Below are 23,330 nucleotides of genomic sequence, written 5' to 3'. Positions count from 1 at the left end.
TGGCCTCCGGGAGATTCCTCCCGGAGGCCACTGCGCGTAGTGCTACCGCGTACCCGGTCAGTGCCGGGCCTTGCGCTCCTCGCTGCTGCGGTGGTTGCTGCCGGCCTTGGCCAGTCCACGGCTACCGAGGTAGCCCAGCGTCAGCAGGGTGATCAGGAACCAGGCGTTGTTGGCGCGGAAGATGTCCACCCCGGCGGAGTTCTTCCCGACTACCTGCGAGGCGACCAGTACGCCGGCCACCGCGATCAGGTAGATCCAGAACTCGGTGGTCTTGAACGCCTGCTTGGTCTCCGTACCGGGTGCCTGCATGTCGTTCCGGCGCCCGTCCTGCATGACCGGCATCTGCCTGGTCTGCGTGTTCTGCATCGACGCCGGGTTCTGGACGTCCGACGTCGGCCGGTTCATCGGCCGGGTGGAAGCAGCCTGCGTGCTCATCTGGTCCTCCTCAGGATGCGATGAGTCGTACCTGCATTCCCTCGCCCCGCTACCGCGTTTCGGCCACGGCACGGTTCGTGTTCAGGCGGGGACATCCCCCGACTACCCGAGCCCCCTGAGCAGGTAACACCCGACCGCCGGCCAAAAAGATCCCGGCCGGCGGTCGGGTGCGGTCAGCGCAGGCCGTTGCGGACCGCGACGCTCACCAGCAGATCCGGGTCGTCGGTGATGATGCCGTCGACACCGAGGTCGATGACCCGCTGCATCACCCGCGCGTCGTCGACGGTGTACGGGATCACCTTCAGGTCGTACCGCGTCTGAAGCGTCCGTACGTCCGGTCCGTGGAAGTATGCCGGGTTCTCCCGCAGGTACCAGTCGGGCGAGGCGACCGTGCCCTGGTGCGGGTCGTGCACCTGCCAGTTCGCCGACACCGTGCCGGCGCCCGCGGCCCGGGTCAGCTTGCCGAGGTCCTGGGACTTCCACCAGTCCAGCCCATCGGTCCACGGGCTCTTCACCGACGGGTCGCCGTACACCGCCTCGAGCGAGCACTCGTCCGCGAGGGTGGTGCACTCGGCCGGGCCGTACTGCCAGACCAGGCCGACCGTGCCGATCCGGCGGTCGAGCTGCCGGGCGTAGGTGATGGTGCGCCAGTCGAACGACTGGATGGTGGCCCGGTCGGTGAAGCCGGCCCGCTGGATCGCGCCGACCAGCTTGCGGGTGAAGCTGCGGTACGGCTCGGTGTCGTTCACCACCGGGCTGATCTTCGTCTCGATGTTCATCCCGATGTCACTGCGGCCACTCGCCTTCACCAGGGCGAAGACCTCGTCCAGCGTGGGAATCCGGGCACCCGGCGCGGGCACCTGAGCGGGCAGTTCGGGCAGTGTCTTCGTGCCGCAGTCGACGGTCTTGAGCTGCGCCAGGGTCAGCTCGTGCACCGGCTTGCCGACGTACGGGAACGAAGGGTCACCGGGGCGCACCGGGGCGGTGTCGACGCAGTGCGAGCCGTTGACCGTGCGGTCGTGCAGCACCACGAGCTTGCCGTCGGCGGTCACCCCGGTGTCCAGCTCCAGCGTGGAGATGGCCCGGTTGGCCAGCGCGTTCGCGAAGGCCGGCAGGGTGTTCTCCGGCCGGGTGGCCCGACCGCCCCGGTGCGCCTGGATGTCGAACGGCGCCGCGTACGCCTTCGGCAGCCGGTAGCCGCGCTGCGCCAGCAGGGCGCGCAGCCGGTCCGGGTAGTCGGTGATGATGCCGTCCACGCCGTCGTCGATGAGCTTGGTCATGGTCGGCAGGTCGTCGACCGTCCACGGGATCACCTTGATCCCGTAGCGGTGCGCCTCGGCGACCATCTCCCGGGTCACGTACGGCTTGTAGCCCGGGTCGGTGACCGTGCCGTTCTGCGGGAAGCCGTGTACCGGGGAGAAGGCGCTGGCGCCGAAGCTGCGGATCGCCTTGATCGGGTTGCCGCCGAAGTCGTCGATGTCCAGCCCGCCGAGCCACGGCGAGGCGCCCGGCTGGCCGGTCTGCAGGAAGTCGTAGTTGGTCAGGGCGACCAGCGGGAGCTTCGGCTCGACCTGGCGCATGCGCATCAGCGCGCCCCAGTCGAAACTCTGGATGGTGACCTGCTTGAGCAGCCCGGCGGCGCGGATCTCGGCCGCGGTGACCCGGACGAACTGCTCGCGGGGCGCGGTCTCGCTCGGCGCGCCGGCCTCCACCTTGGTCTCGACGTTGAGCTTGACGTCCTTCGCCCGATAGCGGTTGACCAGGGCGAACACCTCACGCAGTAGCGGCATCCGGGCACCCGGCACGGCGAGCTGGCCGGGCTTGTCCGCCAGCGTCTTCGAACCGCAGTCGAGGGTGCGCACCTGGGCCAGGGTGAGCGTGTTGATGTACTTCCCGACGTACGGGAACTCCGGGTCACCGGGCGACACCGGGGTGGTGTCGACGCACTTGGTGCCGGTGACCTTCCGGTCGTGGGTGACCACGGCCTGACCGTCCTCGGTGATCTGCACGTCCAGTTCGAGGGTGCTCACCCCGAGCTGGAGGGCGTTGCCGAAGGAGGCGAGGGTGTTCTCCACCCGCAGCCCGAGGCCCCCGCGGTGGGCCTGCACGTCGAATGTCCGGTCCGGTCGCGGCTTCGCCTGGGCGGGCACCGCGAGCCCGGTCGTCACCGTCGCGGCCACCAGGGCCGCGACGGCGGTACGGCGTACTCTGCGCACGCTGTCATCCCCTCCCGCCGGTGGGCGTCTCCCACCGGTCGCCGGACAGCATGGGCATCGTGGACAGCCGGCAGGCGGCCGGCGGACGGCGCGACGGTGAACCGGGGTGGACGACCTCCGGGCCTCGGCGGGTTTGACCGGCCGGCCGTCGGGCACGCAGTCAGTTCCACAGCTTCTGCGAGGTGATGGACGTGCGTGAGGACGACATGCGGCAGGACGCCGCCCGCCAGGCCGAGGACCGGATCGCAGGTGGCGTGTACGGCAAGGGCGCCGTCGACGAGGTGACGGTGCCGCGCACCGATGTGGAGCGGATGATTCAGCAGGACGACCCGGACGATCCGGCGAAGGTGCGGGTCGATCCGCAGGTGCTGCGCGACGGCGGCCCCGTCGGGGGGCAGGGCGCGGTGACCACCACCGGTGGCACCGCCGGTCCGGCGAGCGTTCGCCGGGTGGCCCGGCAGCCGGAGCGGCACCGGGGCAAGGTGGCCCCGACGGCGACCGGCGACGCCACCACCGGCGGTCTGAGCACCCCGATGGGCGGCGGCACCAGCGACCAGTCCACGTCCGCGACCGGTCCGGGCAAGTCCATCAGGGACAGGTCCGTCGGCGACTGACCCTGTCGAGCGAGTTCGCACCGCCGCCCCCGCCGAGCGACCACTCGGCGGGGGCGTTGCGGTTTCCGGGGTACGCCGGTCAGCTGCTCGGGCGCAGGATGCCCAGGCGTTGGGTGGCGCGGGTGAGAGCCACGTACAGGTCGCTGCGCCCGCGCGGCGACTCGGCCACCATCCGGTCCGGATCGACCACCAGCACCGAGTCGAACTCCAACCCCTTGGCCTGCGCGACGGTCAGCACCACCACCCGGCTCTCCAGCTCCGGATGCTCGCCCACCGCGGCCTCCGGCAACGCCGCGGTCACCGTCGCGCCCAGCGCGTCCACCCGGCCGGCCGGCACGATCACGCCGAGCCGGCCCTCGGCCAGCCGGGCCGCCTCCCGGGTGGCCGCCGCCACCAACTCCGCGGCCAACTGCTCGTCCGGCACCGTCCGGTCCCACGGCGGTACGCCGCTCTCCCGCACCGAGCGCGGCGGCCGCAGTGCCGGGTCGATCTCGGCCAGCACGTCGGCGGCAACCGCCATGATCTCGGCCGGGGTGCGGTAGCTGACCGTCAACTCGGTCAACCGCCACCGCTGCGCCACGTACGGCGCGAGAGCATCGGCCCAGGAGGGTGTGCCGGTGAGCGCGCCGGTTTGCGCCACGTCCCCGACGATCGTCATCGACCGGCTCGGGCAGCGGCGCATCAGCAGCCGCCAGGCCATCGGTGACAGTTCCTGCGCCTCGTCCACGATGACGTGGCCGAACGCCCACTTCCGGTCGGCGGCGGCGCGCTGCGCGGTGGTCAGCCGGTCGGCCTCCTCCTGCCGCTCCAGCAGCCGGTCCGCGTCGATCAGGTCGGTGACGCCGAGGATCTCACCACCTTCGGCCTCGTCCTCGACGTCGATCGACCGGGAGCCCCGGGCGATCTCCAGCACGCCCTCGGCGTACTCCCGTTCCATCCTGCGGATCCGGTCCCGCCGGGCGGCGGCGGCCCGCTCGTCCTCGCCGAGCAGCTCGGCGGCCTCGTCCAGCAGCGGCACGTCGGCCGGCGTCCAGCCACCCGGCTCGCGGTGCAGCAGGGCCCGTTCGTCGTCGGTGAGCATCGGCGCGGCGGCGGCGATCCGGTCCGGGTCGGCGTACAGGTCGGCGAGCAGGCGCTGCGGGGTCAGCACCGGCCAGAGCCGGCCGAGGGCGGCCCGGATCTCCGGTTCGTCGCGCAGCTCCCGGCGGATCTCGGCGCGGTCGGCCTCGTCGAGCAGGTTGTCCCCGCCCAGCGGGTCGGCGCCGATCCGCTCGGCCACCTGGTCGGCGAGCGCGTGCACGATCTCCACGTCGAAGAGCGCCCGGGCCAGGTTGTGCGGCCGGTCCGCGCGGCGCACCCGGTCCCGGGCGGTGCGCACGGTCTCCGGGTCGAGGGTCAGCGCCTCCCGCTCCACCTCGATCTCCAGCGGCTCGTCCGGCACCCACTGCCGGTCCCGTACGGCCCGCGCCAGCACCTCGGCGAGCACCGCCCGGCCCTTGAGGGCGGCGGTCTCGGCGGGCTCGGTCCGCTGGGCGCTCACCCCGGGAAAGAGGTCTCCCTGGGTACGCAGCAGCACGCCGGTCTCGGCCAGGGTGGGCAGCACCTGGGAGATGTAGCGCAGGAAGGTCGCGTTCGGGCCGACCAGCAGCACGCCCCGGCTGGACAGCTCCCGCCGGTGTGTGTAGAGCAGGTACGCCGCCCGGTGCAGCGCGACCGCGGTCTTGCCGGTGCCCGGGCCGCCCTGGACCACCATCACCCCGGGCAGGTCGGCGCGGATGATCCCGTCCTGCTCGGCCTGGATGGTCTCCACGATGTCGCGCATCCGGCCGGTCCGGCCGGCGTTGAGCGCGGCGAGCAGCGACGCCTCACCGGTCAGCTCCTCGTGCGCGCCCGGAGCGGCGGTGGAGATGTCCAGCACCTCGTCGTTGAGCCCGGTCACCTTGCGCTGGCGGGTACGCAGGTGCCGCCGACGGCGTACGCCCTGCGGGTTGGCGGCGGTGGCGAGGTAGAACGGGCGGGCGGCGGGGGCCCGCCAGTCCATCAGCAGCGGGTCGTAATCGCCGCTGGTGTCGAAGATGCCGATCCGGCCGATGTAGTGGCGGGCGCCATCGTCGCCGTCGAGGCGGCCGAAGCAGAGACCGTTCTCCACGGCGGAGAACTGCTCGACCTGGTCGGCGTACATCCGTACCGAGCTGTCGCGCTGGGAGCGGTCCTGCAGGGTGCCGCCGGTGTTGCGCAGCTCGCCGGTGAGCCGCTCGGCGGCCTGATCACGCAGCCCGTCCAGCCGGTCGTAGAGCATCGAGACGTACTCCTGCTCGCGACCGATCTCGTCGTCAAGCGGCAATTCGCCGGAACCGCCGGAGTGCCTTGACAAGCCGTCTCCCTAAAGATTAGAATCCTTTGCAGGAACGGCTTTTGAGCCGTTCTTTTTTGTGCCCTCGAACAGTTGAAGATAGCGCGTCCCGCCGGCCTCGACCACGCTGACCGGGGCGGCGCGCTCGGTGATCACGAGGTGGCGGCGGATGATCCTGCGGACCGGGCAACGGGTGGTCTTCATCGGCGACAGCATCACCGACTGCGGCCGGCGGGACACCGCGGCGCCCTACGGCGCCGGCTACGTCAGCCTCGTTCGTGCCCTGGTCGGCGCCCGCCACCCCGAGCTGGACGCGGAGTGGATCAACCGGGGTGTGAGCGGGGACACCGTGCGGAACCTGGCCGCCCGCTGGGACGACGACGCCATCGCCGAGCGTCCGGACTGGCTCTCGGTCATGATCGGCATCAACGACATCTGGCGGCGCTACGGCGACCGGCCCGACGAGGCCGTCCCCCTCGACGAGTACGAGCGCACCCTGCGCGACCTGCTCCGCCGTGCGGTGGACGCCACCGGCTGCCGGCTGATCCTCGGCGACCCGTTCCTGATCGAGGCGGACCGCGGCGACCCGCAGCGCGCCGACACCGACCGGTACTGCGCCGTGGTGGCCGCGCTGGCCACCGAGTTCGACGCGGTGCACGTGCCGACCCAGGCGGCGTTCGACCGGGTGCTCGCGGTCAGCCCGGCGAAGCGTTGGGCCGACGATCGGGTGCATCCGCACCTGCCCGGCCACGCGGTGCTCGCCGACGCGTTCCTCACCGCCCTCGGCGCGACCGCCACCCCCTGACGCCGCCGCCCGGCGCCGGCTGACGGTCCGCTTCGCTCGACCACGGCGCCCACCGGACACGACGGCGCGCCGGGCCGACCGGTGGGTCGACCCGGCGCGACAACACCGGTAAATCAGCCGCGGGCGACCTGGTACAGCCGCTCCGGGGTGACGGCGCCGGCGAGCACCCGGCCGTCGTCGGTGAGGAGCACGCTGAACAGCTTGCCGGCGAGCAGCCGACCGCTGCCCCAATCACCACTGACCGCCGTCAGCCCGCCGAGCAGCTTCGACACGTCGACGTCCGGCGTACCGGCCGGCTTGTCGCGGGCTGGCTTGTCGCCGGCCGGCTTCTCGGTGGCCGGCTTGCCGCCGACGGCCCCGTCGAGGCGGGCCACCAGCACGGTGGTCCAGCCGGTGCCCACGGCGCGTACCTGCGGATCACCCGCCGGCTTGGAGTGGTCGGGCCGGCCCGCGGGCCGCTGCTCGGCCGACTCCTCGGTGACGGTCACACCGGGCGGCGGGTTGAAGGTGAACTGGTCGGCGGCTGGGCGTTGGTAGTCGACCTGGGTGAAGGCCACCTCGAACGCCGGCTGGTCGCTGCCCGTGGCGAGCACCTCGAAGCGCAGCGGCACGTGCTGCTTGGCGTCGATGGCGATCCGTAGCTGGTGCACCAGCGAGTCCTTGTCGCGCGGCTGGAGCACCAGCTCGTACGCGTCCCGCCCGGCGACGGTCGCCGACCGGCCGACGCTGACCTCGGTGCTCGGGTCGACCGCGCGCAACGCCAGGTCGGCTGCCTCCTGCGGGGTTGCCGGCAGGCTCGGCGCCGCCTCGGGCGCCGGACCCCCGGCCATGGCGTCGCCCAGCGTGACGTGGCGGGCGGTGTTGCCGCGGCTCTCCCAGCTCCACACGTCCCGGCCGTTGCGGATGATGTCCTGCTCGCCGAGGGTGTCCAGCAGCGCCACCCGCTGCCGCTCCGGGCCGGAGTACCAGACCCGCAGGGTGTGCGTGCCGGTCAACAGGGTGGTCAGGTCGTTGCCGGGGACCAGCCCGACCAGCGGCGGCAGGCCGAGGTCGGCGCGCTGCACGACCGTGCCGGACAGCCCCTCCAGCCGGGAGGTCTGCAGGTCGACCAGAAGCTGGGCGGCGGTGCGCGGCGGCAGGCTCGGTTCGGCCTCGGCGGCGAACGTGCCGATCGCGGCGCCGCCACCGATGACGGCGACGGCGGCGGTCGCCGGGACCAGCCAGCGCAGGACGGGACGGCTTCTCAGAACGGACATGTGGTACCTCCTGCCGACCATCCTGCCCTCTCGGCGCTGTGAACACGCTGAGGACGCCGATCCGCCTGCTTTGACCCAGGTGGCACCCTTGAGTCGTGCGGTTGCTGGTGGTGGAGGACGAGGCCCGGTTGGCGGCTGCGCTGCAACGCGGGTTGCAGGCGGAGGGGTTCGCGGTGGACGTGGCGGCGACCGGCCCGGCCGGGTTGGACGCCGCCCGGCACGGCGGGTACGACGCGATGATCCTCGACGTGATGCTGCCCGGCCTGTCCGGTTACGAGCTGGTCCGGCGGCTGCGCGCGGAGGAGCACTGGCTGCCGGTGCTGATGCTCTCCGCGAAGGACGGCGAGTACGACCAGGCCGACGGCCTGGACTGCGGCGCCGACGACTACCTCACCAAGCCCTTCTCGTACGTGGTGCTGCTGGCTCGCCTGCGGGCGTTGCTGCGCCGGGGCGCGCCGGAACGCCCGGCGGTGCTGGCCGTCGGCGACCTGCGACTGGACCCGGCCCGGCGGCGGGTGACCCGGGCCGACGCCGAGGTGACGCTGACCGCGCGGGAGTTCGCGTTGCTGGACTACCTGATGCGTCGACCCGGCCAGGTGGTCTCCAAGATCGAGCTGCTGGACCACGTCTGGGACGCCAGCCTGGAGACCGCGCCGAACGCGGTCGAGGTGTATGTCGGCTACCTGCGTCGCAAGCTCGGCCGGGACCGGTTGGAGACCGTCCGGGGCGCCGGCTACCGGCTGGCGACGTGAGCACGCACGTGCCGGCCGACCTGACGGCCGGTGGGCCGACCGCGCCTGAGGCCGCCGCGCCGACCGCCGACCGCCGGGGGACCTCCGCCGGTCCGGCGACCTCGGGCGGTCCGGGGCGCGTCCGCCGGAACTGGCGCAGCCGGGTGCCGGTGCTCGGGCTGCGCGGCCGGCTCATGGCGATCGGGGTGCTCGGCCTCACCGTGGCGCTGGCCCTCGGCGGGGTGGTGCTGCTCGGCGCGCTCGGCTACGTGCTCCAGCGCACCGTGGACACCGAGGCGTTCCGGACCGCCGACGCCGTCGCCCTGCTCGCCGCCGAGGACGCGCTGCCCGACCCGCTGCCGGTGGCCGGTGGGCAGGTCCGCGTCCAGGTGATCGACACACAGGGGCGGATCCGGGCCGCCTCGATCGACGCGGACCGGCTGGTCCCGATGGTCCGCCCGGAGCGGCTGAACGGTGACCGCCGGCAGCGGCTGGAGGTGCAGGCGGAGCGGGTCGGGCTCGCCGGCCCGGTCCGGGTGGTCGCCGTACCGGCCGGCACCGCGGCCGACCCGCTCACCGTGCTGGTCGCCCGCTCGATGGCCGATGTGCGGCACAGCACGCACGTGGTCCGGACCATCCTGCTGGTGGCGTTCCCGCTGCTGGTGGCCGTGCTGGCCGCAGTGGCCTGGCGGGTGGTGGGCGCGACCCTGCGGCCGGTGGAGGCGCTGCGCCGGGGTGCCGAGGAGATCACCGGGCGGGCCGGGACCGGGCGACTGCCGGTGCCCGCCTCGGCCGACGAGATCCACCGGTTGGCGGTCACCCTCAACGGGATGCTGGGCCGGTTGGAGTCCGCCCGGGCCCGGCAGCGGGCGTTCGTCTCCGATGCGGCACACGAGTTGCGCAGCCCGTTGACCAACATCCGGACCGAGCTGGAGGTGGCCCAGCGCCTCGCCGGCCGGACGGACTGGACGGCGGTGACCGCCAACCTGCTCGCCGACACCGATCGGCTGAGCCGACTGGTCGACGACCTGCTGCTGCTGGCCCGCCTGGACGAGACGCCACCGGCCCGGGGGACCGGGCCGGTGGAGCTGGGCGCCCTGCTGACCGAGGTCGCAGGCCGGTACCCGTCGCCGCCGGTGCGGGTGGTGCCGCCGCCCGGCCCGCTGTGGACGGTCGCGAACGCCGACGAGCTGCGCCGGGTGTTGGCCAACCTGGTCGACAACGCGGTCCGGCACGCGTACGGCGCTGTTCTGCTCGCCGTGGAGGCGACACCGGCCAGGAACCAGGAGGCCGCGTACCACCTGGTGACGGTGACCGACGACGGCCCGGGGATTCCGGTGGCCGACCGGGACCGGGTCTTCGGCCGGTTCACCCGTCTGGACGACGGGCGGGCCCGCGACGACGGTGGGGCTGGCCTCGGCCTGGCCATCGTGTGGGAGCTGGTCCGCCGCGCCGGCGGCAGCATCACGCTGACCGACGGCGACGACCAGCAAGGCCTACGGGTACGTCTGCTGCTGCCGGCGTTGCCAACCGACGAGGAGCCACGGGCCGGCCGCTGACCGACGGGGCTCAGCACGCTCAGTGGCGGCGGGTGCAGACCTCGTCGGCGCTGGCCACGGTGTCGGTGGACCAGACGACGGCCACCGTGAAGCAGTAGTCGTTGGCGCGGTTGAGCGCGTAGACGACGAAGCTGGTGGCACCGGCGGGCAGCGTGGCGATGGCGTTCTTACCCTGGCCGGCCCGGCCGGCGGAGACGACCACCGGCCCCTCACCACCGGCCGGGTAGGTCCAGCGCAGGGCGATGTTGTCCCGGTTGTCACGCAGGGCCACCGCGCCCGGTGGGGTGCCCGGCGCGGCCGTGGGCGGCGCCGCGCCGGAAGGGGAGGCACTGTTGCTGGCCGGCGCGCCCGTGCCGGTCGGGGAGGCGGTGCCCGGGCCGGGACGCTGGTCGTCCCCGTCGCCGACCCTCGCCACCCCGGCGATCACCGCCGCGGTGCCCAGCAGCACCACGACCACGCCGGCGACCAGCACCGGCACCAGCCGGTTGCGTCGCGGTGCCGGTGCCCGGTGCACGGGCACCGGCAGCAGCCGGGACGGTGTGTACGGCTCAAGCGGCGCGTACGGATCCGGCGGCGTGTACGCGCCGGGCGGCGTGTACGGCTCGGACGGCTGGTACGGCTCGCCTGGCCGGTGCAGCCGGTACACCCCCGACGCCTCTTCCGCGCCGCCCGCGAGCCCGACCACGGACGGGGGGACCGGTGTGTCGGTGGACTGGCGGGCGGGCTCGTCCGCCGGATCGGATGGCCACGTGAAGCCCACCGACCCACCCGGTTCGTCGGCCGGCGACCGAGGACTCGGCACCGCGCCGCCGCCGGCCACGCCCCCATGGCCGGCCAGCGCCTCATCGTCGCCGATGGCAGGGCCGGCCGCCGGATCGGCGTGCTGGGGCGGGGGAGCGGGTGGGTGATAGCCGGACCCGACCGCTCCGTCCCCGTGTGACGGGGCCCGGGCGGCCGGCACCACGGGGCTGTCCCGGGGCGTCTCGTCGGCGCAGGCGTGATCGGGGTTGGCCGCCGCCCGAGCCAGCGCCGCCACCTGCACGGCCAGCGGATCGTCGGCGGGAAGGTGCTGTCGGCACAGCTCGCGGGCCAGCGCCAGGTTGTCGTGCGCCTCGGCGAACTGCCCACAGTCGCGCTGCATCGCGCCGAGCCGGGCCAGCATCTTGATGCCGCTGGGATGCCCGTCGCCGTACACCTCGCGGTGCAGCTCCCAGGCGTCCTGGAGCCGGTCGCGGGCCACCGTGCACTGGCCGCGGGCGTACTCGACGGTGGCCAGGTCGGCGTGCGCGGCGAGCACCCGCAGCGACTCCGGGCCGTCCTGGGCGGTCAGCTCGATGATGACTTCCTGGTAGAGCCGGGCGGCCCGGGAGTGGCTGCCGACCCGGTGCAGCACCGCGGCCAGGGTCGCCGCGGCAGCCACGGTGCGCGGGTCGGAGCGGCCGTGCAACCGGGTGGTGGCCGCGTACGCGAAGGCGGCCCAACCCCGGGCGGAGTGCGGCTCGCCGAGCGCGACCAGCACCCGCGCCTGGAGGCTGGCGGCCTCGGCCAGCTCGGTAGTGGCGTTGGCCGGGCGCGGGTCGGCGTCGGTGAGCGCGTCGGAGAGCAGCCGCTGTGCGCCGGTCAGGTCGCCGGCGGACACGAGGTGGTGCGCCTGATCAGTCAGTTCGCCGAAGCCGGAGGGCACGCCCCATCGTGCTCATCCGACGACGGTAAGTACAAGACCCGCGCCCGTGTCGATCGGTCAGGATCTGCTCAGGTGCTCGGCCAGCGTCTCGCTGATCCGGCGCAGCTGGTCGACCTGGGCCGGGCTCAACGCGTCGAACAGGTGCCGGCGTACGCCCTCGACGTGGCCGGGGGCGGCAGCGGCGAGGGTGGCGAAGCCGGCGTCGGTGAGCAGTGCGACCTGCCCACGCCGGTCGGTGGCGCACTCCTCGCGGCGCACCCAGCCGGCCGCCTCCAACCGGGCCACGGCGTGCGAGAGTCGGCTCCGCGACGACCCGGTCGCCTCGGCCAGGTCACTCATCCGCAGTCGCCGGTCGGGGGCCTCGGAGAGCCGGACCAGGATCTCGTAGTACGCGTGCGGCATCCCCGCGTCGCGTTGCAGCTCGCGGTCGAGCGTGTCCATCAGCGCGCGGGAGGCGGTGAGGAACGCCCGCCAGGTGCGCTGCTCGTCGGAGTCCAGCCAGCGGGTCATGACCGTCATCATACCCGCAATGGTTGAGAGCTCAACTAAACCGCGCTAGCCTGGAGCCATGGGAATCCATCGACTCAACCACGCCGTCCTCTACGTCAGTGACCTCGCCCGTAGCGTCGCCTTCTACCGCGACGTGCTGGGCTTCCGCCCGGTGGCGATGACCCCGGACGGATTCCGGGGCGCCACCTTCCTCCAGGCCCCCGACTCGACCAACGACCACGACCTCGGCCTGTTCGAGATCGGCGCCGGCGCCGGGCGGTCGACCGCCGGCCGCGCCACCGTCGGGCTCTACCACCTGGCCTGGGAGGTGGACACCCTCGACGAGCTGGCCGCCACCGCCGAGCGGCTCTCGGCCGCCGGCGCTCTGGTCGGCACCTCGGACCACGGCACCACCAAGAGCCTCTACGGGCAGGACCCGGACGGCCTGGAGTTCGAGGTGGTCTGGCTGGTCCCGGCCGACCGGCTCGACGACGACGCGCTGGCCGCCCGCAAGCGGATCGGCCGGCTCGACCTGGCCGCCGAACGGCAGCGCTACGGCGGGCAGACCCGCGGCGGGGTGGGGATCTCCGTCCCGGCCTGACCGCTCGTAGGGTAGAACGGACCGATGTCGACCGACCGGACCACCGACTTCCTCCGCGAGCTGCTGGTCCGCCAGTTGACGACCTGGCTGCCCGCGGCCCTGCACCGCTCCAGGCGGGCCACCATCGCCCTCGCCTGGGCCGGTGACGACGCCGGCGGCGCCGAGGCCGCGCTGCGGGTGGTCGCCGGGCACGCCGACCAGGTGCGCGGCCGGCGGGTGACCGTGCTGGTGCTGGCCGACGGCGCCGCTGAGCTGCCGACCCGGCTCGGCCCGGTCGAGGCGGAACTGCCCGCCGAGGTCACCGTGCACCTGCTGCCGGGCGTCCCGGACCGGCTGCCGGTCGCGGTGAAGGCGGCCGGCGCCGCCGGCTCTCCGCTGTTCTGCTTCCTGGACCTGCCCGGCGCCGTGGCCCCGGAACTGGTCACCGCCGCGAGCAACGGCCGCACGGGGGAGCTGTTGCTGCACGCCGACAGCGGCACCCGCGACGCGCTGGTCGGCGCCGGCTTCCCGCTGGTCGCCGAGGTGGCGCCGGTGCTGCCCGACGGTGCGGCGGCGGGCGTGATCGCGTTCGGCAGCCGATCGGACCGGAGCCTGGAGGCCGTGCGCGACGCGCTCTGGGCCGTCGGCGCGGACCTCGACGTGCGCCTGTCCGACCCGGCCGACCCGGCGGGCGCGCCGGTCGACGTGGCCGGCGACCCCGACCCCGAGCCGCTGGCCCGCGAGCTGCTGGCCGAGCTGCGCCGGGGCGGGCCGCGGCCGGTCACCGAGCTACGCCGGCACACTCTCACCGCGACCGTCTACCGTGCCTCCGACGCCACCCGGGCACTCACCGCCCTGCTCGACGCGGGCGACGTGCGCCGCGAACGCGAGGCCGGCCGGCTGGCCGGCGACGAGATCATCAGTTCGACGCGCTGAGCGCGCCCAGCCGCCCCGGTCGGTGTCCGACCGCCCGCGGACGCCGAGCGGGGTGCCGGTGAATCACCGGCACCCCGCTCGACTCCCGGGACACTACGACCGGGACTTGTCCTGCTTCCAGGACAGCGGACCCGGCAGGTCGACCCGGTGCGCCCGAGCCCTGGAGTTCCAGGACCAACGCCCGATCTTGATGCTCCACGAGGAGAAGCCGTTCTCGGTGAAGTTCAGGATGATCGGACCGATCTTCTTGCGCTTGCGAAACATGAGGCCCATCGGAGGACTCCCCTCGTCACCGTTCCCTGCCGTGTCGAGATCGAACATTCCCGAACCGGTGAATTCCGAAACCCACTCGGTGTCCGGCATGGACGGTTGCCCGATGCGGCGTCGCGGTCTCCATTCCGGAGACGAGCTGCGGCCCGACGGCTCAGGCCGGGACGGGGTTCCGGTCCAGCGCGAGAACCCGGGTGACGCTGCCGTCCTCCTCGGTCACATCCTGCTGGTGGACGAAGCCGAGCTTGGCCAGCAGCCCGAGTGAGGCGTGGTTGGCGTCGGCCACCGTGGCGTACACCCGGGGCAGGTCGAGACGGTCGAAGCCGTACCGGACCAGCGCGGTGGCCAGCTCGGTGCCCAGGCCGCCACCCCACGCCGGCTTGGCGAGCGCGTAGACGAGCTCGTGGCCCTCGACGTCGTCGGTCCGCTTGATCTCGGCGTGCCCGACGTAGCGGCCGTCCCGACGGACCGCCCACACGTCGAAGAGGTCGTCGGCGTAGACCCGGCTGAACACCCGCCCGAACAGGTCGCCGGCGTCCGCCTCGGTCATCGGCCCGTCGCCCATGAACCGGCCCACCTCGGGGTCGGCGAGCAGCGCGACGAAGTCCTCGGCGTCGGCCGGTCGGTAGGGCTCCAGCAGCAGACGGTCGGTGCGCAGGGTGGGCGTGGGCATCAGCGGGGCTCCCAGGCGTCAGGCAGAGCGGTGAGCTTGCGGACGTGGGCCGGCAGCCGACCGCTGATGATCGCGGCGAGGCTCACCTCGTCGACCACCCGACGGACCGCGGCGCGTACCGCCACCCAGAGGCCGGGCAGGTTCTCCGCCGCGCCCTCGTACCGGGTCTCCTCCGGGCGCAGGCCGCGTACCCCGGCCAGCGGACCCTCCACGGCGCGCAGCACCGCGCCGACGGTCACCTCGCGCGGCGGACGGGCGAGCGTGTAGCCGCCCTCGGCGCCACGCTGGGCGCGGACGATGCCGGCCCGGCGCAGATCGGCCAGGACCGCCTCCAGGAACTTGCGGGGCATGTCCTGCTCCGCGGCGATGGCCTGGGTGGACAGCAGCGAGGGGTACGCGGTGGCGAGGCTCAGCGCCGCCCGTACCGCGTAGTCGCCGCGCGCGGAGATCTGCACCCTGCCATCATGCCCGGCTGGCGCCGATGCCCGGTCCCGCGGGCTGTCCGGGTGGGGCGGCGTGACCGCCGTTGGCCGGCTCGCCGGGGGCACCGGGGCGGAACCAGCCGGCATTGGCGGTCGCCGCTTCGGCCGGTGACCGGGGCCGGACCACCCGGGCGGCGGCCGGCTGGTCCCGGGCGGCCCGGAACGCGCCGGGGCTGAGCCCGATCTCCCGGGTGAAGAAGCGGCCGAAGTTGGTGGGTTCGGAGAAGCCCAGGTCCCGACCGATCCGGGCGATCGGCTCGTCGGTCGCGGCGAGCAGCCGTCCGGCCTGCAACGCGACCCGCTCGTCGATGACCTGCTTGGCGCTGCGCCCGGTGACGGCCAGGCAGGCCCGCGTCAGGGTCCGTACCGAGCAGCCGAGGGCGGCGGCGTAGTCCTCCACCCGCCGGGTGTACTGGTAGGCGTGCTCCACCTCGCGGCAGAACCGGTGGAACGTCTCGGCCTCGGGCCGGCCACCCGACCGGTCCCCGCCGGGCAGCGCCAGCCGCAGCAGCAGCACGGCGAGCTGGTGGCGGAGAAGGGCGCGGCCGGCGGGGGTGTCGCGGTGCCGCTGGCAGTCCACCGCCAGCTGGCTCACCTCGCTGATCACGGCGTCCTCGTCCTCGCCGGCCAGCTGCCGCCAGGTCGGCGGCGCGTCCGGGTCCACGTCGAGACCGCGCAGCGCCTCGGAATCCCAACCGACCACGGTGGCGTCGAACTGTGGGCCGGCGCAGCGCAGCACCTGGCCGGCGCGCACCCGCAGCAGCGTGCCGGGCCGGCACGGCAGCAGGTGGAAATCCAGCTCGGCGTCGCCGTGCCCACGGGTGGTGAGGATCAGCAGCTCCCGCTCGACGAACACCGGACGGAGCCAGCCCCGGTCGCCGGCCAGGTCGGCCAGCGCGAACGTGGCGATCTCGTCGGGGACGGGTGGCGCCGCTCCGATCATTGCCGCAGGAAGGGGACCGGTGGAGACCATCGCCTGCGACGGTAGCCCGAACCGCAGGTCACCGCATCCCGGCCACCGGCGGATCCGGCGCGCCGCCACGGGCTTGTCGCGGTCCCGGCGGCCGGGCTACGTTACCCGGCGGTAGCGCCGTCCGGTCTCCGGTCCGCCCGGCGCCCCGCCGGCCGCCCGCCGGACCGGCGGACCCGCCGACTCGCGATGGGATGGGCATGACGCAGCTGTTCTCGGTCGAAGGCAAGACGGTCCTGGTCACCGGCGGGTCGCGGGGGATCGGTCTGATGATCGCCCAGGGCTTCGTCCGGGCCGGCGCGCAGGTGATCATCTCGTCCCGCAAGGCGGACGTCTGCGAGGCGGTCGCCAAGGAACTCTCCGCCGAGGGGCGCTGCGAGGCGATCCCGGCCGACCTGGGCGCCGACGCCGGGGCCGAGTCGCTGGCCGCTGCCGTGCGGGAGAGCTTCCCCCGCCTCGACGTGCTGGTCAACAATGCCGGCGCGACCTGGGGCGCCCCGCTGGAAAGCTACCCGGAGGCCGCGTTCGACAAGCTCTGGGCGGTCAACGTCAAGGCCGTCTTCCGGCTGACCACCGCGCTGCTGCCGGCGCTGCGCGCCGCCGCCAGCGCCGACGACCCGGCCCGCGTGATCAACATCGGGTCGATCGACGGCATCCGGGTGCCGTGGATGGAGGTGTACGCGTACTCGGCCACCAAGGCGGCCGTGCACATGCTCACCCGCAGCCTGGCCCACCATTTGGCCGGCGAGCAGATCACCGTCAACGCGATCGCGCCCGGCCCGTTCGAGAGCAAGATGATGGCGTTCGCCCTGAACGACCCGGCGAGCCGGGCCAGCATCGAGCAGCAGGTGCCGCTGGGCCGCATCGGGCGCCCGGAGGACATGGCCGGCACGGCCATCTACCTCTCCTCCCGGGCCGGCGCGTACCTCACCGGCGCGGTCATCCCGGTCGACGGCGGCATCACCACGCACGGCTGAGCACCGGCCGACCCGGAGCGGGCAGGCCCGCGTACTCCCGGGGTGTGCCGGAGCCGCGCGGTCGGCAGATCCGCGCGGCCCCGTCATGGCCGGTGTTGCCCGTTCGGGCGGTGGTCAGCGACCGGCGAGCAGCCGGTTCACCGCCGTGTCGACGTCCAGGTGCTCGGCCTCGCGGCCGCGCGGGACGACGACGTAGGTCCGTCGAAGGAAACGCACCAGGACGCTGCGCGGCACCTCGAAGAGGGCGTTGCCGTCCGGTGACGACAGGGCCAGCGCGACGAAGTCGCCGCGCGGGGTGGCCCAGGGCCAGACCCGCACATCACCGATGCCGGCTGGCTCGTCTAGGCCGGTGACGAGCAGTTCGCGAGCGAAGGACCAACTCACCGCCTCGCCGCCAGCTGATTCGGCATGGAACAGGACATGGACCGCATACGGGTCAGCAGGGTCGTAACGCAGACTGGCACGCACCGGCAATGCGGTGGCGTCAGGTGCGACGAGCCTTAGCGACGTCTCGACCTCTACGGTCGTCGGTCGGATGACACTCATGGACGTTCTCCCCCCGGCACCGCTGCGGAACGCGCGTGTCCCGCTTTTCCCATACTCAGGTGCTACTCCTGGCTACGCTCCGCCATACGCTGACTTCACCCAGTGGTGGGAAGGGGGACGGAAAGGCCGCGTGAATGTGAGGATTCATGTAGGATTTCCGGTTCTGCCCAGTGCGTGATCCCGCCCGGCATCGGGTGGCTCAGTCGTCGACTTACTCCGGTAACGTCCAGTCGGCCGTTGCAGTGACGGGCCCGAGCGACACTGGGGGGTGAAATGGTCGCGAAGCGATCCTCAGTGGATCCGGCAGCGGCGTCCGGTCCGCCGAACGTCGCGGTCCGAGCAGCCGAAAAGCGGGGGTACGCAGTGCCAATGGAGCAGCCCGAGCGGTCCGGTCGGCCGGCGTCCGAGCCCGGCCGTCCCGGTGCCGGAGAAGCGGGCCGTTCTGGCGCCGTTGGCACGGGCCGTGCCGTCCGGGACGGGGCCGGTCGTGCCGGTGGCCTCCTCGTGGTGGCGGACCCGCCGCGGCGCCCCAACTGGCGGGAGCGGATCTCCACCACCCTCGACCTGATCCGGGCCAACCCCACCGGCCGGATCACCCTCAAGATCTTCATTGCGATCGCCGGGGCGTTGGTCGTGACCATCGGCATCGCCCTCATCCCGCTACCCGGGCCGGGCTGGCTGCTGGTCATCGCCGGGCTCGGCATCTGGGCCGTCGAATACCACTGGGCCCGCCGGCTGCTCGGCTTCACCCGCCGACACGTGCACGGCTGGACCAACTGGGCGAAACGCCAGTCGCTGCCGGTGCGAATCGTGCTCGGCTCCGTCGGCCTGGTCTTCGTGGCCGTGGTGGTGTGGCTGTCACTCAAGTACAGCCTCGGCATCGACGTGGTGGCCGCCGCGATGCACTACCTCGCGACGCACTGACCCCGGATTTCCGGTCTGGTTCCACGATCGGGTAGAGTCAGTGGCGCTGAGGGCGATTAGCTCAGTGGGAGAGCGCTTCGTTCACACCGAAGAGGTCGCTGGTTCGATACCAGCATCGCCCACCGTAAGTATTTGCAGGTACGAAGCCCGTTACCGGAGTAGCCGGTAACGGGCTTCGCTGTATGTGCGGCTTACGTTGGGAGCAGTTGGGGAGCAGCGGCGGAGGTGGCGGTCCCGGTCGGGTCATTGCTGGCGATCCGATTGACCGCCCTCATGTGCGACGCCGCCACCGGGGAAACCGGGCCCAGTACGCCGATCGGGCCGCTTGCCGATGCCTACACCTTCGGGCGCAACGCCTGCAGTACGTTCGTGCGGCGGCGCGACTCTCCGATCGTCGCGCGCGCTTCGCGGATAGCTGCTTGCGTCCGCGAAACGCTATCCCGTTGGTGGGTCAGGTCGGCCTCGATGCCGAGATTCTTGGACTCCGCCCGCCATTCCGGGTGGGCCGCCTCCAGCCAGGCCCTCGCCTCCTCGGCGATCTGACGCGACCGCTCATAGAACGGATGCTCCGACTTGAATGGAGCCCAGGCGACACCGCCGGGCGTGAGGTCGTACACGTCCAGGAAGGTCCACGACCATTTGCTTGTGGTGTTGGTTGCCTCGGCGGTGCGTTTCCCGGGCGGTTTAAGCACATACTCCTTCGCAGGCGCTACGCCACGCATAATCTGTGGCGCGGCCCATGCCCAGTCGCGATCGCGATCGCCCTGCCGGTCCGGGCCGGCATTAAGCACATAACGATCCTCGATGAGTTCGGTGGAACGAACCGTGGTCCACTCGGTGAAATAGGGCTCGGCGGGGTCAACCTTCCCCCGCCCGGCGACCCACGTCCTCCAGTCGATACATGCGGGCTCGACGCTGATGGCCAGCGGATGTCCCACTGAGCTCGTCCACGTGTAGACCGTTGCCTTCTTGGCCATGCGCCGACTCCTCACGTTCTGGGGGACGTTGCAGATACTGCCTGATCGGTGCGACATACACGGCCCGGGGACCCGTGGAGCAGGCCCGCGATCCCCGGCGCGACGCGGACGAAGACACCGAACGGCACCACCTTTGACGACCGGCCCGGACAGCACCTCACCAACCTGGTCCGCGAACTGGACCAGCGGGTCCTCCTGCAACGCTTTCAGCGACAGCCGCACCCTTTGAGACGCACGAAGACGCCGAATTTGTGGATCTCCGAGACAATTCCGCGCACCACCGTCGCCGCGCTGCGGCTGACGTCCAGACACGGCAGAACTCTGTAGCCGAGATGGCGATCTGCGGCTCCTGACCAGGTACACGATTATCCGCTGACGGCTCCGCTCGGGGGCCGTTCGACGCCGTGGCGTCGGCGATGCCTGGCGTCCCGGACAAGGGTCAGGGCGATGACGAGAAGGCCGAGCAGGGCGACGACGGCATTGGCAGCCGTGAGGAACACGGCCTCGCCATGGGTGGCGTGGTCGAGGTGGGTCACGTGGTAGAAGAAGTGGGGTATGGCGAAGGTCGAGAAGGCCGCCGCCGCGGGGATGGTGAACACGGCTCGAGGTGCGACGAACGCTATGCCGAGGACGACGGCGAGGCCGAGGGTGGCTCCGCCGAAGTCTCGCGCGTAGTGCTCGCTGAATGGCGGGGTGAGGGCGACGGTCGGAAAGTTCTTGTAGAAGCTCTCGGGAAAGGCCTGGTTCCAGAACCCGACGACGAGTTCGTCGAGGAAGAGAACGGCTAGGGCGATCCGGATCAGCGCGGTCACCGCAGAGCCTCGGGTGCGGTCTTCTGGCGTGACGGGTGTCGGGCGAGGACGACGGGCTCGTGGCCGGCAGCCCCAACGGTGTCGACGACGCGTATTCCGACACAGCCGGTCCCGCCGGCTACCGCGATACGCACTGAGTTACCTCCCGATCCACGTCAGCCGCGACCCTGCAGTGGCGCGTCGCCCGGTCCGGGCGCCGGTGCGAAAGGGACATCAACCGTTGTGCCATCACTGTTGGTCCTACCTATCTGACTTCCCGCCAAGGCCAAAGTTCAGCAAAACGCCTAAAACGTGGAATGCTCACGCGCGCTCGGCGCCGAGGCCGGCGAGCTACGCCTGCCGGCGGTGTAGACACCGCGTGAAAGCGTCATGATCGCGAGAAGGAGAGCGAGTACGGCCACGCCCGCGGCGGCGTAGAACGCGACCACTCCACCGTGGGTGACCCGGGCTCGGAACGGGTTCGCCGCGGCGGCAGCCGCCGCGCCCGCTCCCACGGTGAACGCGGCCGTGCCGGCCACCGGGTGTCCATCGGTGACGGTTGCTCGCCAGCTGATCTCGTACCCGCCGTCGGGCATACCCGCATCCACCGGCTGGACCAACGTCGCGCCTCTGACGGCCGGTCGACCGCCGGCCCAGTCCGTTCCCGTGCGGTCCATGATCGTGACGGTGCTGTCCGGGGTGATCGCGGCGGCGAACACCACCTCAACCCGGCGCGGGGCAGTCGGAAGCGCGGCACCGTCCGCCGGCGTGATCGAGTGCGTCGCGCCGTGGGCGAACACCGGGGTCGGCGCGACCGCCAGCGGGAGACCAGCAGCGAGCCCGACCGTGACGATCAACCCGAGGGTACGACGAATGAGAGGTGCCCGGCCGGTGCCGGGCTCGCCGGTCACGCCCTCGGCGACACGTCCGTACATGGCATGCTCCCTTCGCCGCCGCCGACCGCGGCGTCCGAAAGTGGGACCGAGCTGCGCCGCGATTCGTGACAGCAGGGCTGGCCGCTCGGCGGCCTGTCACGAATCGGAGAGCTGCTCGGTCCGAACCGGTGACAGCACGCCCACCACCGGCGATGGGCATCCGACGCGCCCAGCTCCGTCGGCTGGCACCCCTGAGGCGACAGCTCGGACGCCGGGCCGGGACAGCGCAAGGAGCAACAACTCGTGACCATCATCATCCGCATCGCATTGGCGATCTTGTTCGTCGACAACGCCATGGTCGGGCTCTGGAACGCGATCTGGCCGGCGAGCTTCTACACGAACTTCCCGACGGTGGACCTCACGCCGCCGTTCAGTGAGCACTACGCGCGGGACTTCGGCAGCGCATCACTGGCGATCGCGTTGCTGCTGGGCATCGCGGCGGTCAAACCCAAGGCCCACTTCGTCATCCCCGCCGCGGCGGCCTACTCGATCTTCGGGGTGCCGCACTTCTTCTACCACCTCGCCAACATGGAGAACGCCACCATCGGTGAGGCGATTCTCCTCACCACCGGAAACGCGGCCGTGGCGCTCGTCGGCCTGGTGATCATCCTGCTTACGGTGCTGCGTGACCGCCGAGCGGCTCGGCTCGGCTTCGCGCCGGCTCTGGCCGCCCACTGGGAGAAGTGATGGTTCCCGAATCCCGCCGGCCACCTCGGTCGGCCGCGCTACCCAGCGCGTTCTGCGCGGTCGTCGCCGAACGACGCCTCCTCGAGAACATCGCACACCGCCTGCTCGGCTCAGCCGCGGCGGCGGAGTACGCGGTACAGGAAACATACGTCCGCTGGTACACGATGCGGGACGACGAACAGGACAGCATCGACAGCCCGGTCACCTGGCTCATCGGCACGCTCGTGCGGATCTGTGTCGATCTACTTGAATCGGCCCCTCGCCGTACCGACGGCCAGACCGTCCACCGAGCAGGTCACCCCACTCTTGCGGGCCCGGTGCCCCGACGATGGCGTGCCTGGCGTGACGCGCCGACGCTGTAGTACGGCCGTGCGGGGTATCCACATGTGCGCCGGTGCTCAGCGACAGCGGCGATATCGGCAGTGGATTGCGCTCATCCGCACATCCGAGGATAGAAGGGACGAGGCGTCAGTCATGGCAGGGCTAGGGAAAGAGGGGACACTGCTCGACGCCCTCGGGGTGTTCGACGCGGTCCGTCCCCGGCTCTTCGGCATCGCCTACCGGATGCTCGGCAGCGTCACGGAGGCGGAGGACGTCGTGCAGGACGCCTGGCTCCGGTGGCAGCAGACCGATCGCAGTCAGGTACGGGACCCGATCGGCTTCTTGATCACGACCACCTCTCGAGTCGCTCTGAACGCCGCGACATCGGCTCGCGCCCGCCGCGAGCTCTATCCCGGGCCGTGGCTACCCGAGCCCGTCGACACGTCCGCCGATCCGATGTTCCAGGCCGAACGGAACGAGTCGCTCGAACTTGCCGTGCTGCTCCTGTTGGAACGGCTCACCCCGGCCGAGCGAGCGGTGTACGTGCTGCACGAGGCGTTCGACTACCCGTTCCGGCTGGTTGGCGAGGTACTCGGCATCAGTGAGGCGAACGCGCGGCAGCTCGGCCGACGCGCCCGGATGCACCTGGCCCAGGAGCGGCGCGGTCCGGTCGCCCGCGCGGAGCACGGCCGTCTGCTGCGTGCATTCCTCACCGCCGCCCGATCCGGAGACCTGACCCAGCTCGAGAAACTGCTCGCCGAGACAGCCGTTTCCTACGCCGACGACGGCGGCACCGTCCGGGCCGCACAGGTGCCCATCGTCGGACGCGACAACGTGGCGCGTTACATCCTGGGACTGGTCCGCAAGTTCGGGAGCGACCTCTCGTTGGAGATCGTCGAATCCAACAACCAGGCCGCGATCCTCCTGTCGCGGGCAGGAACCGCCGTCGGGTTGGTCACCGTCGACGCCTCACCCGACGGTATCGAACGAGTGTTGATCATCCTCAACCCGCAGAAGCTGAACCAGTTCCAGCGATAACAGTCGGTGTCGAGGCGAATCACATGACCGCATTTAGTGTGCGGCGGTTCAGCGGCGGCTGCCCGTCGATTGGCTGACTGC

26 protein-coding genes and 1 tRNA gene are annotated in these 23,330 nt (G+C 72.1%); 12 read left to right on the top strand and 15 right to left on the bottom strand.

What is annotated here, in order from left to right:
• Window positions 1–57 precede the first annotated feature (57 nt).
• Together ABZU69_RS04365 and ABZU69_RS04360 are read right to left on the bottom strand one after the other, a co-directional pair.
• A complete protein-coding gene (locus tag ABZU69_RS04365; protein ID WP_354963001.1) occupies window positions 58–435 on the bottom strand; it encodes a hypothetical protein in 378 nt (125 codons plus the stop codon).
• Window positions 436–608: 173 nt separating this feature from the next.
• Complete coding sequence (locus ABZU69_RS04360) at window positions 609–2,651, bottom strand: glycerophosphodiester phosphodiesterase family protein (protein ID WP_354963000.1); 2,043 nt, start codon at window positions 2,649–2,651, stop codon at window positions 609–611.
• A 191-nt stretch (window positions 2,652–2,842) separates the two neighbouring features.
• Here ABZU69_RS04360 and ABZU69_RS04355 point away from each other — a divergent pair, with 191 nt between their 5' ends.
• Window positions 2,843–3,265 carry a hypothetical protein gene (locus ABZU69_RS04355; protein WP_354962999.1) on the top strand — a complete coding sequence of 141 codons (423 nt, stop codon included), beginning with the start codon at window positions 2,843–2,845 and terminating at the stop codon, window positions 3,263–3,265.
• A 79-nt stretch (window positions 3,266–3,344) separates the two neighbouring features.
• On the opposite strand, the gene ABZU69_RS04350 is transcribed toward ABZU69_RS04355, so the two are convergent.
• Together ABZU69_RS04350 and ABZU69_RS04345 are read right to left on the bottom strand one after the other, a co-directional pair.
• Entirely contained in the window at window positions 3,345–5,639 is a 2,295-nt protein-coding gene (locus ABZU69_RS04350) for an ATP-binding domain-containing protein (RefSeq protein WP_354962998.1), read from the bottom strand.
• Between the two features lie 9 nt (window positions 5,640–5,648).
• Window positions 5,649–5,774: a hypothetical protein gene (locus tag ABZU69_RS04345; RefSeq protein WP_354962997.1), complete on the bottom strand. Its 126-nt coding sequence runs from the start codon at window positions 5,772–5,774 to the stop codon at window positions 5,649–5,651.
• Between the two features lie 13 nt (window positions 5,775–5,787).
• On the opposite strand from ABZU69_RS04345, the gene ABZU69_RS04340 reads away from it, so the two are divergent.
• A complete protein-coding gene (locus ABZU69_RS04340) occupies window positions 5,788–6,423 on the top strand; it encodes an SGNH/GDSL hydrolase family protein (RefSeq protein WP_354962996.1) in 636 nt (211 codons plus the stop codon).
• 113 nt (window positions 6,424–6,536) lie between these two features.
• Here ABZU69_RS04340 and ABZU69_RS04335 read toward each other — a convergent pair whose 3' ends face one another.
• Window positions 6,537–7,679 (bottom strand): sigma-E factor regulatory protein RseB domain-containing protein, encoded by a 1,143-nt coding sequence (locus ABZU69_RS04335; RefSeq protein WP_354962995.1) that lies wholly within the window; start codon window positions 7,677–7,679, stop codon window positions 6,537–6,539.
• 95 nt (window positions 7,680–7,774) lie between these two features.
• Between ABZU69_RS04335 and ABZU69_RS04330 the strand changes: the two genes are divergently transcribed.
• Together ABZU69_RS04330 and ABZU69_RS04325 are read left to right on the top strand one after the other, a co-directional pair.
• A complete protein-coding gene (locus ABZU69_RS04330) occupies window positions 7,775–8,431 on the top strand; it encodes a response regulator transcription factor (RefSeq protein ID WP_354962994.1) in 657 nt (218 codons plus the stop codon).
• A 173-nt stretch (window positions 8,432–8,604) separates the two neighbouring features.
• Entirely contained in the window at window positions 8,605–9,969 is a 1,365-nt protein-coding gene (locus tag ABZU69_RS04325) for an ATP-binding protein (RefSeq protein ID WP_354963301.1), read from the top strand.
• A gap of 19 nt (window positions 9,970–9,988) precedes the next feature.
• On the opposite strand, the gene ABZU69_RS04320 is transcribed toward ABZU69_RS04325, so the two are convergent.
• Both ABZU69_RS04320 and ABZU69_RS04315 read right to left on the bottom strand, forming a co-directional pair.
• On the bottom strand, window positions 9,989–11,653 hold the full coding sequence (locus ABZU69_RS04320; protein ID WP_354962993.1) for a tetratricopeptide repeat protein: 1,665 nt from the start codon (window positions 11,651–11,653) through the stop codon (window positions 9,989–9,991).
• A gap of 57 nt (window positions 11,654–11,710) precedes the next feature.
• Window positions 11,711–12,172 carry a MarR family transcriptional regulator gene (locus ABZU69_RS04315; protein ID WP_354963300.1) on the bottom strand — a complete coding sequence of 154 codons (462 nt, stop codon included), beginning with the start codon at window positions 12,170–12,172 and terminating at the stop codon, window positions 11,711–11,713.
• Window positions 12,173–12,221: 49 nt separating this feature from the next.
• Here ABZU69_RS04315 and ABZU69_RS04310 point away from each other — a divergent pair, with 49 nt between their 5' ends.
• On the top strand, window positions 12,222–12,743 hold the full coding sequence (locus ABZU69_RS04310; protein ID WP_074318189.1) for a VOC family protein: 522 nt from the start codon (window positions 12,222–12,224) through the stop codon (window positions 12,741–12,743).
• Window positions 12,744–12,767: 24 nt separating this feature from the next.
• Window positions 12,768–13,658, top strand: a complete 891-nt coding sequence (locus tag ABZU69_RS04305) for a hypothetical protein (protein WP_354962992.1) — start codon at window positions 12,768–12,770, stop codon at window positions 13,656–13,658.
• Window positions 13,659–13,751: 93 nt separating this feature from the next.
• Here ABZU69_RS04305 and ABZU69_RS04300 read toward each other — a convergent pair whose 3' ends face one another.
• The 4 genes from ABZU69_RS04300 to ABZU69_RS04285 all read right to left on the bottom strand — a co-directional run bounded on the left by ABZU69_RS04300 (window position 13,752) and on the right by ABZU69_RS04285 (window position 16,026).
• Complete coding sequence (locus ABZU69_RS04300) at window positions 13,752–13,931, bottom strand: DUF4236 domain-containing protein (RefSeq protein ID WP_089016974.1); 180 nt, start codon at window positions 13,929–13,931, stop codon at window positions 13,752–13,754.
• Between the two features lie 151 nt (window positions 13,932–14,082).
• On the bottom strand, window positions 14,083–14,601 hold the full coding sequence (locus ABZU69_RS04295; protein ID WP_354962991.1) for a GNAT family N-acetyltransferase: 519 nt from the start codon (window positions 14,599–14,601) through the stop codon (window positions 14,083–14,085).
• Entirely contained in the window at window positions 14,601–15,056 is a 456-nt protein-coding gene (locus tag ABZU69_RS04290; protein ID WP_354962990.1) for an Rrf2 family transcriptional regulator, read from the bottom strand. The genes ABZU69_RS04295 and ABZU69_RS04290 overlap by 1 nt, the downstream gene beginning before the upstream one ends.
• A 7-nt stretch (window positions 15,057–15,063) precedes the next feature.
• Window positions 15,064–16,026 carry an AraC family transcriptional regulator gene (locus ABZU69_RS04285; RefSeq protein WP_354962989.1) on the bottom strand — a complete coding sequence of 321 codons (963 nt, stop codon included), beginning with the start codon at window positions 16,024–16,026 and terminating at the stop codon, window positions 15,064–15,066.
• Window positions 16,027–16,253: 227 nt separating this feature from the next.
• Between ABZU69_RS04285 and ABZU69_RS04280 the strand changes: the two genes are divergently transcribed.
• Window positions 16,254–17,030 (top strand): glucose 1-dehydrogenase, encoded by a 777-nt coding sequence (locus tag ABZU69_RS04280; protein ID WP_354962988.1) that lies wholly within the window; start codon window positions 16,254–16,256, stop codon window positions 17,028–17,030.
• Window positions 17,031–17,144: 114 nt separating this feature from the next.
• Here ABZU69_RS04280 and ABZU69_RS04275 read toward each other — a convergent pair whose 3' ends face one another.
• The gene (locus ABZU69_RS04275) at window positions 17,145–17,576 is read right to left on the bottom strand and encodes an SsgA family sporulation/cell division regulator (protein WP_007457244.1); all 432 of its coding nucleotides are present in this window, start codon (window positions 17,574–17,576) and stop codon (window positions 17,145–17,147) included.
• A gap of 273 nt (window positions 17,577–17,849) precedes the next feature.
• Here ABZU69_RS04275 and ABZU69_RS04270 point away from each other — a divergent pair, with 273 nt between their 5' ends.
• Together ABZU69_RS04270 and ABZU69_RS04265 are read left to right on the top strand one after the other, a co-directional pair.
• Complete coding sequence (locus tag ABZU69_RS04270) at window positions 17,850–18,500, top strand: TIGR02611 family protein (RefSeq protein ID WP_354962987.1); 651 nt, start codon at window positions 17,850–17,852, stop codon at window positions 18,498–18,500.
• A 50-nt stretch (window positions 18,501–18,550) separates the two neighbouring features.
• Window positions 18,551–18,622, top strand: a tRNA-Val gene (locus ABZU69_RS04265).
• Between the two features lie 213 nt (window positions 18,623–18,835).
• Here ABZU69_RS04265 and ABZU69_RS04260 read toward each other — a convergent pair.
• The 3 genes from ABZU69_RS04260 to ABZU69_RS04250 all read right to left on the bottom strand — a co-directional run bounded on the left by ABZU69_RS04260 (window position 18,836) and on the right by ABZU69_RS04250 (window position 21,203).
• Window positions 18,836–19,477, bottom strand: a complete 642-nt coding sequence (locus ABZU69_RS04260) for a hypothetical protein (protein ID WP_354962986.1) — start codon at window positions 19,475–19,477, stop codon at window positions 18,836–18,838.
• Between the two features lie 365 nt (window positions 19,478–19,842).
• On the bottom strand, window positions 19,843–20,289 hold the full coding sequence (locus tag ABZU69_RS04255) for a hypothetical protein (protein ID WP_354962985.1): 447 nt from the start codon (window positions 20,287–20,289) through the stop codon (window positions 19,843–19,845).
• Between the two features lie 284 nt (window positions 20,290–20,573).
• Window positions 20,574–21,203, bottom strand: a complete 630-nt coding sequence (locus ABZU69_RS04250; protein ID WP_354962984.1) for a copper resistance CopC family protein — start codon at window positions 21,201–21,203, stop codon at window positions 20,574–20,576.
• A 243-nt stretch (window positions 21,204–21,446) separates the two neighbouring features.
• On the opposite strand from ABZU69_RS04250, the gene ABZU69_RS04245 reads away from it, so the two are divergent.
• From ABZU69_RS04245 to sigJ, 3 genes are all read left to right on the top strand, one after another.
• Window positions 21,447–21,890, top strand: coding sequence for a hypothetical protein (locus ABZU69_RS04245; protein ID WP_354962983.1), 444 nt, complete (start codon window positions 21,447–21,449; stop codon window positions 21,888–21,890).
• Window positions 21,890–22,252 (top strand): sigma factor, encoded by a 363-nt coding sequence (locus tag ABZU69_RS04240; RefSeq protein ID WP_354962982.1) that lies wholly within the window; start codon window positions 21,890–21,892, stop codon window positions 22,250–22,252. The genes ABZU69_RS04245 and ABZU69_RS04240 overlap by 1 nt, the downstream gene beginning before the upstream one ends.
• A 112-nt stretch (window positions 22,253–22,364) precedes the next feature.
• Window positions 22,365–23,249 (top strand): RNA polymerase sigma factor SigJ, encoded by an 885-nt coding sequence (gene sigJ, locus ABZU69_RS04235; RefSeq protein WP_354962981.1) that lies wholly within the window; start codon window positions 22,365–22,367, stop codon window positions 23,247–23,249.
• Window positions 23,250–23,330 lie beyond the last annotated feature (81 nt).

This window comes from Micromonospora sp. NPDC005206 (genome assembly GCF_040608175.1).
Classification (GTDB): domain Bacteria; phylum Actinomycetota; class Actinomycetes; order Mycobacteriales; family Micromonosporaceae; genus Micromonospora.
This window is presented reverse-complemented; position numbering and strand designations above follow the sequence as displayed.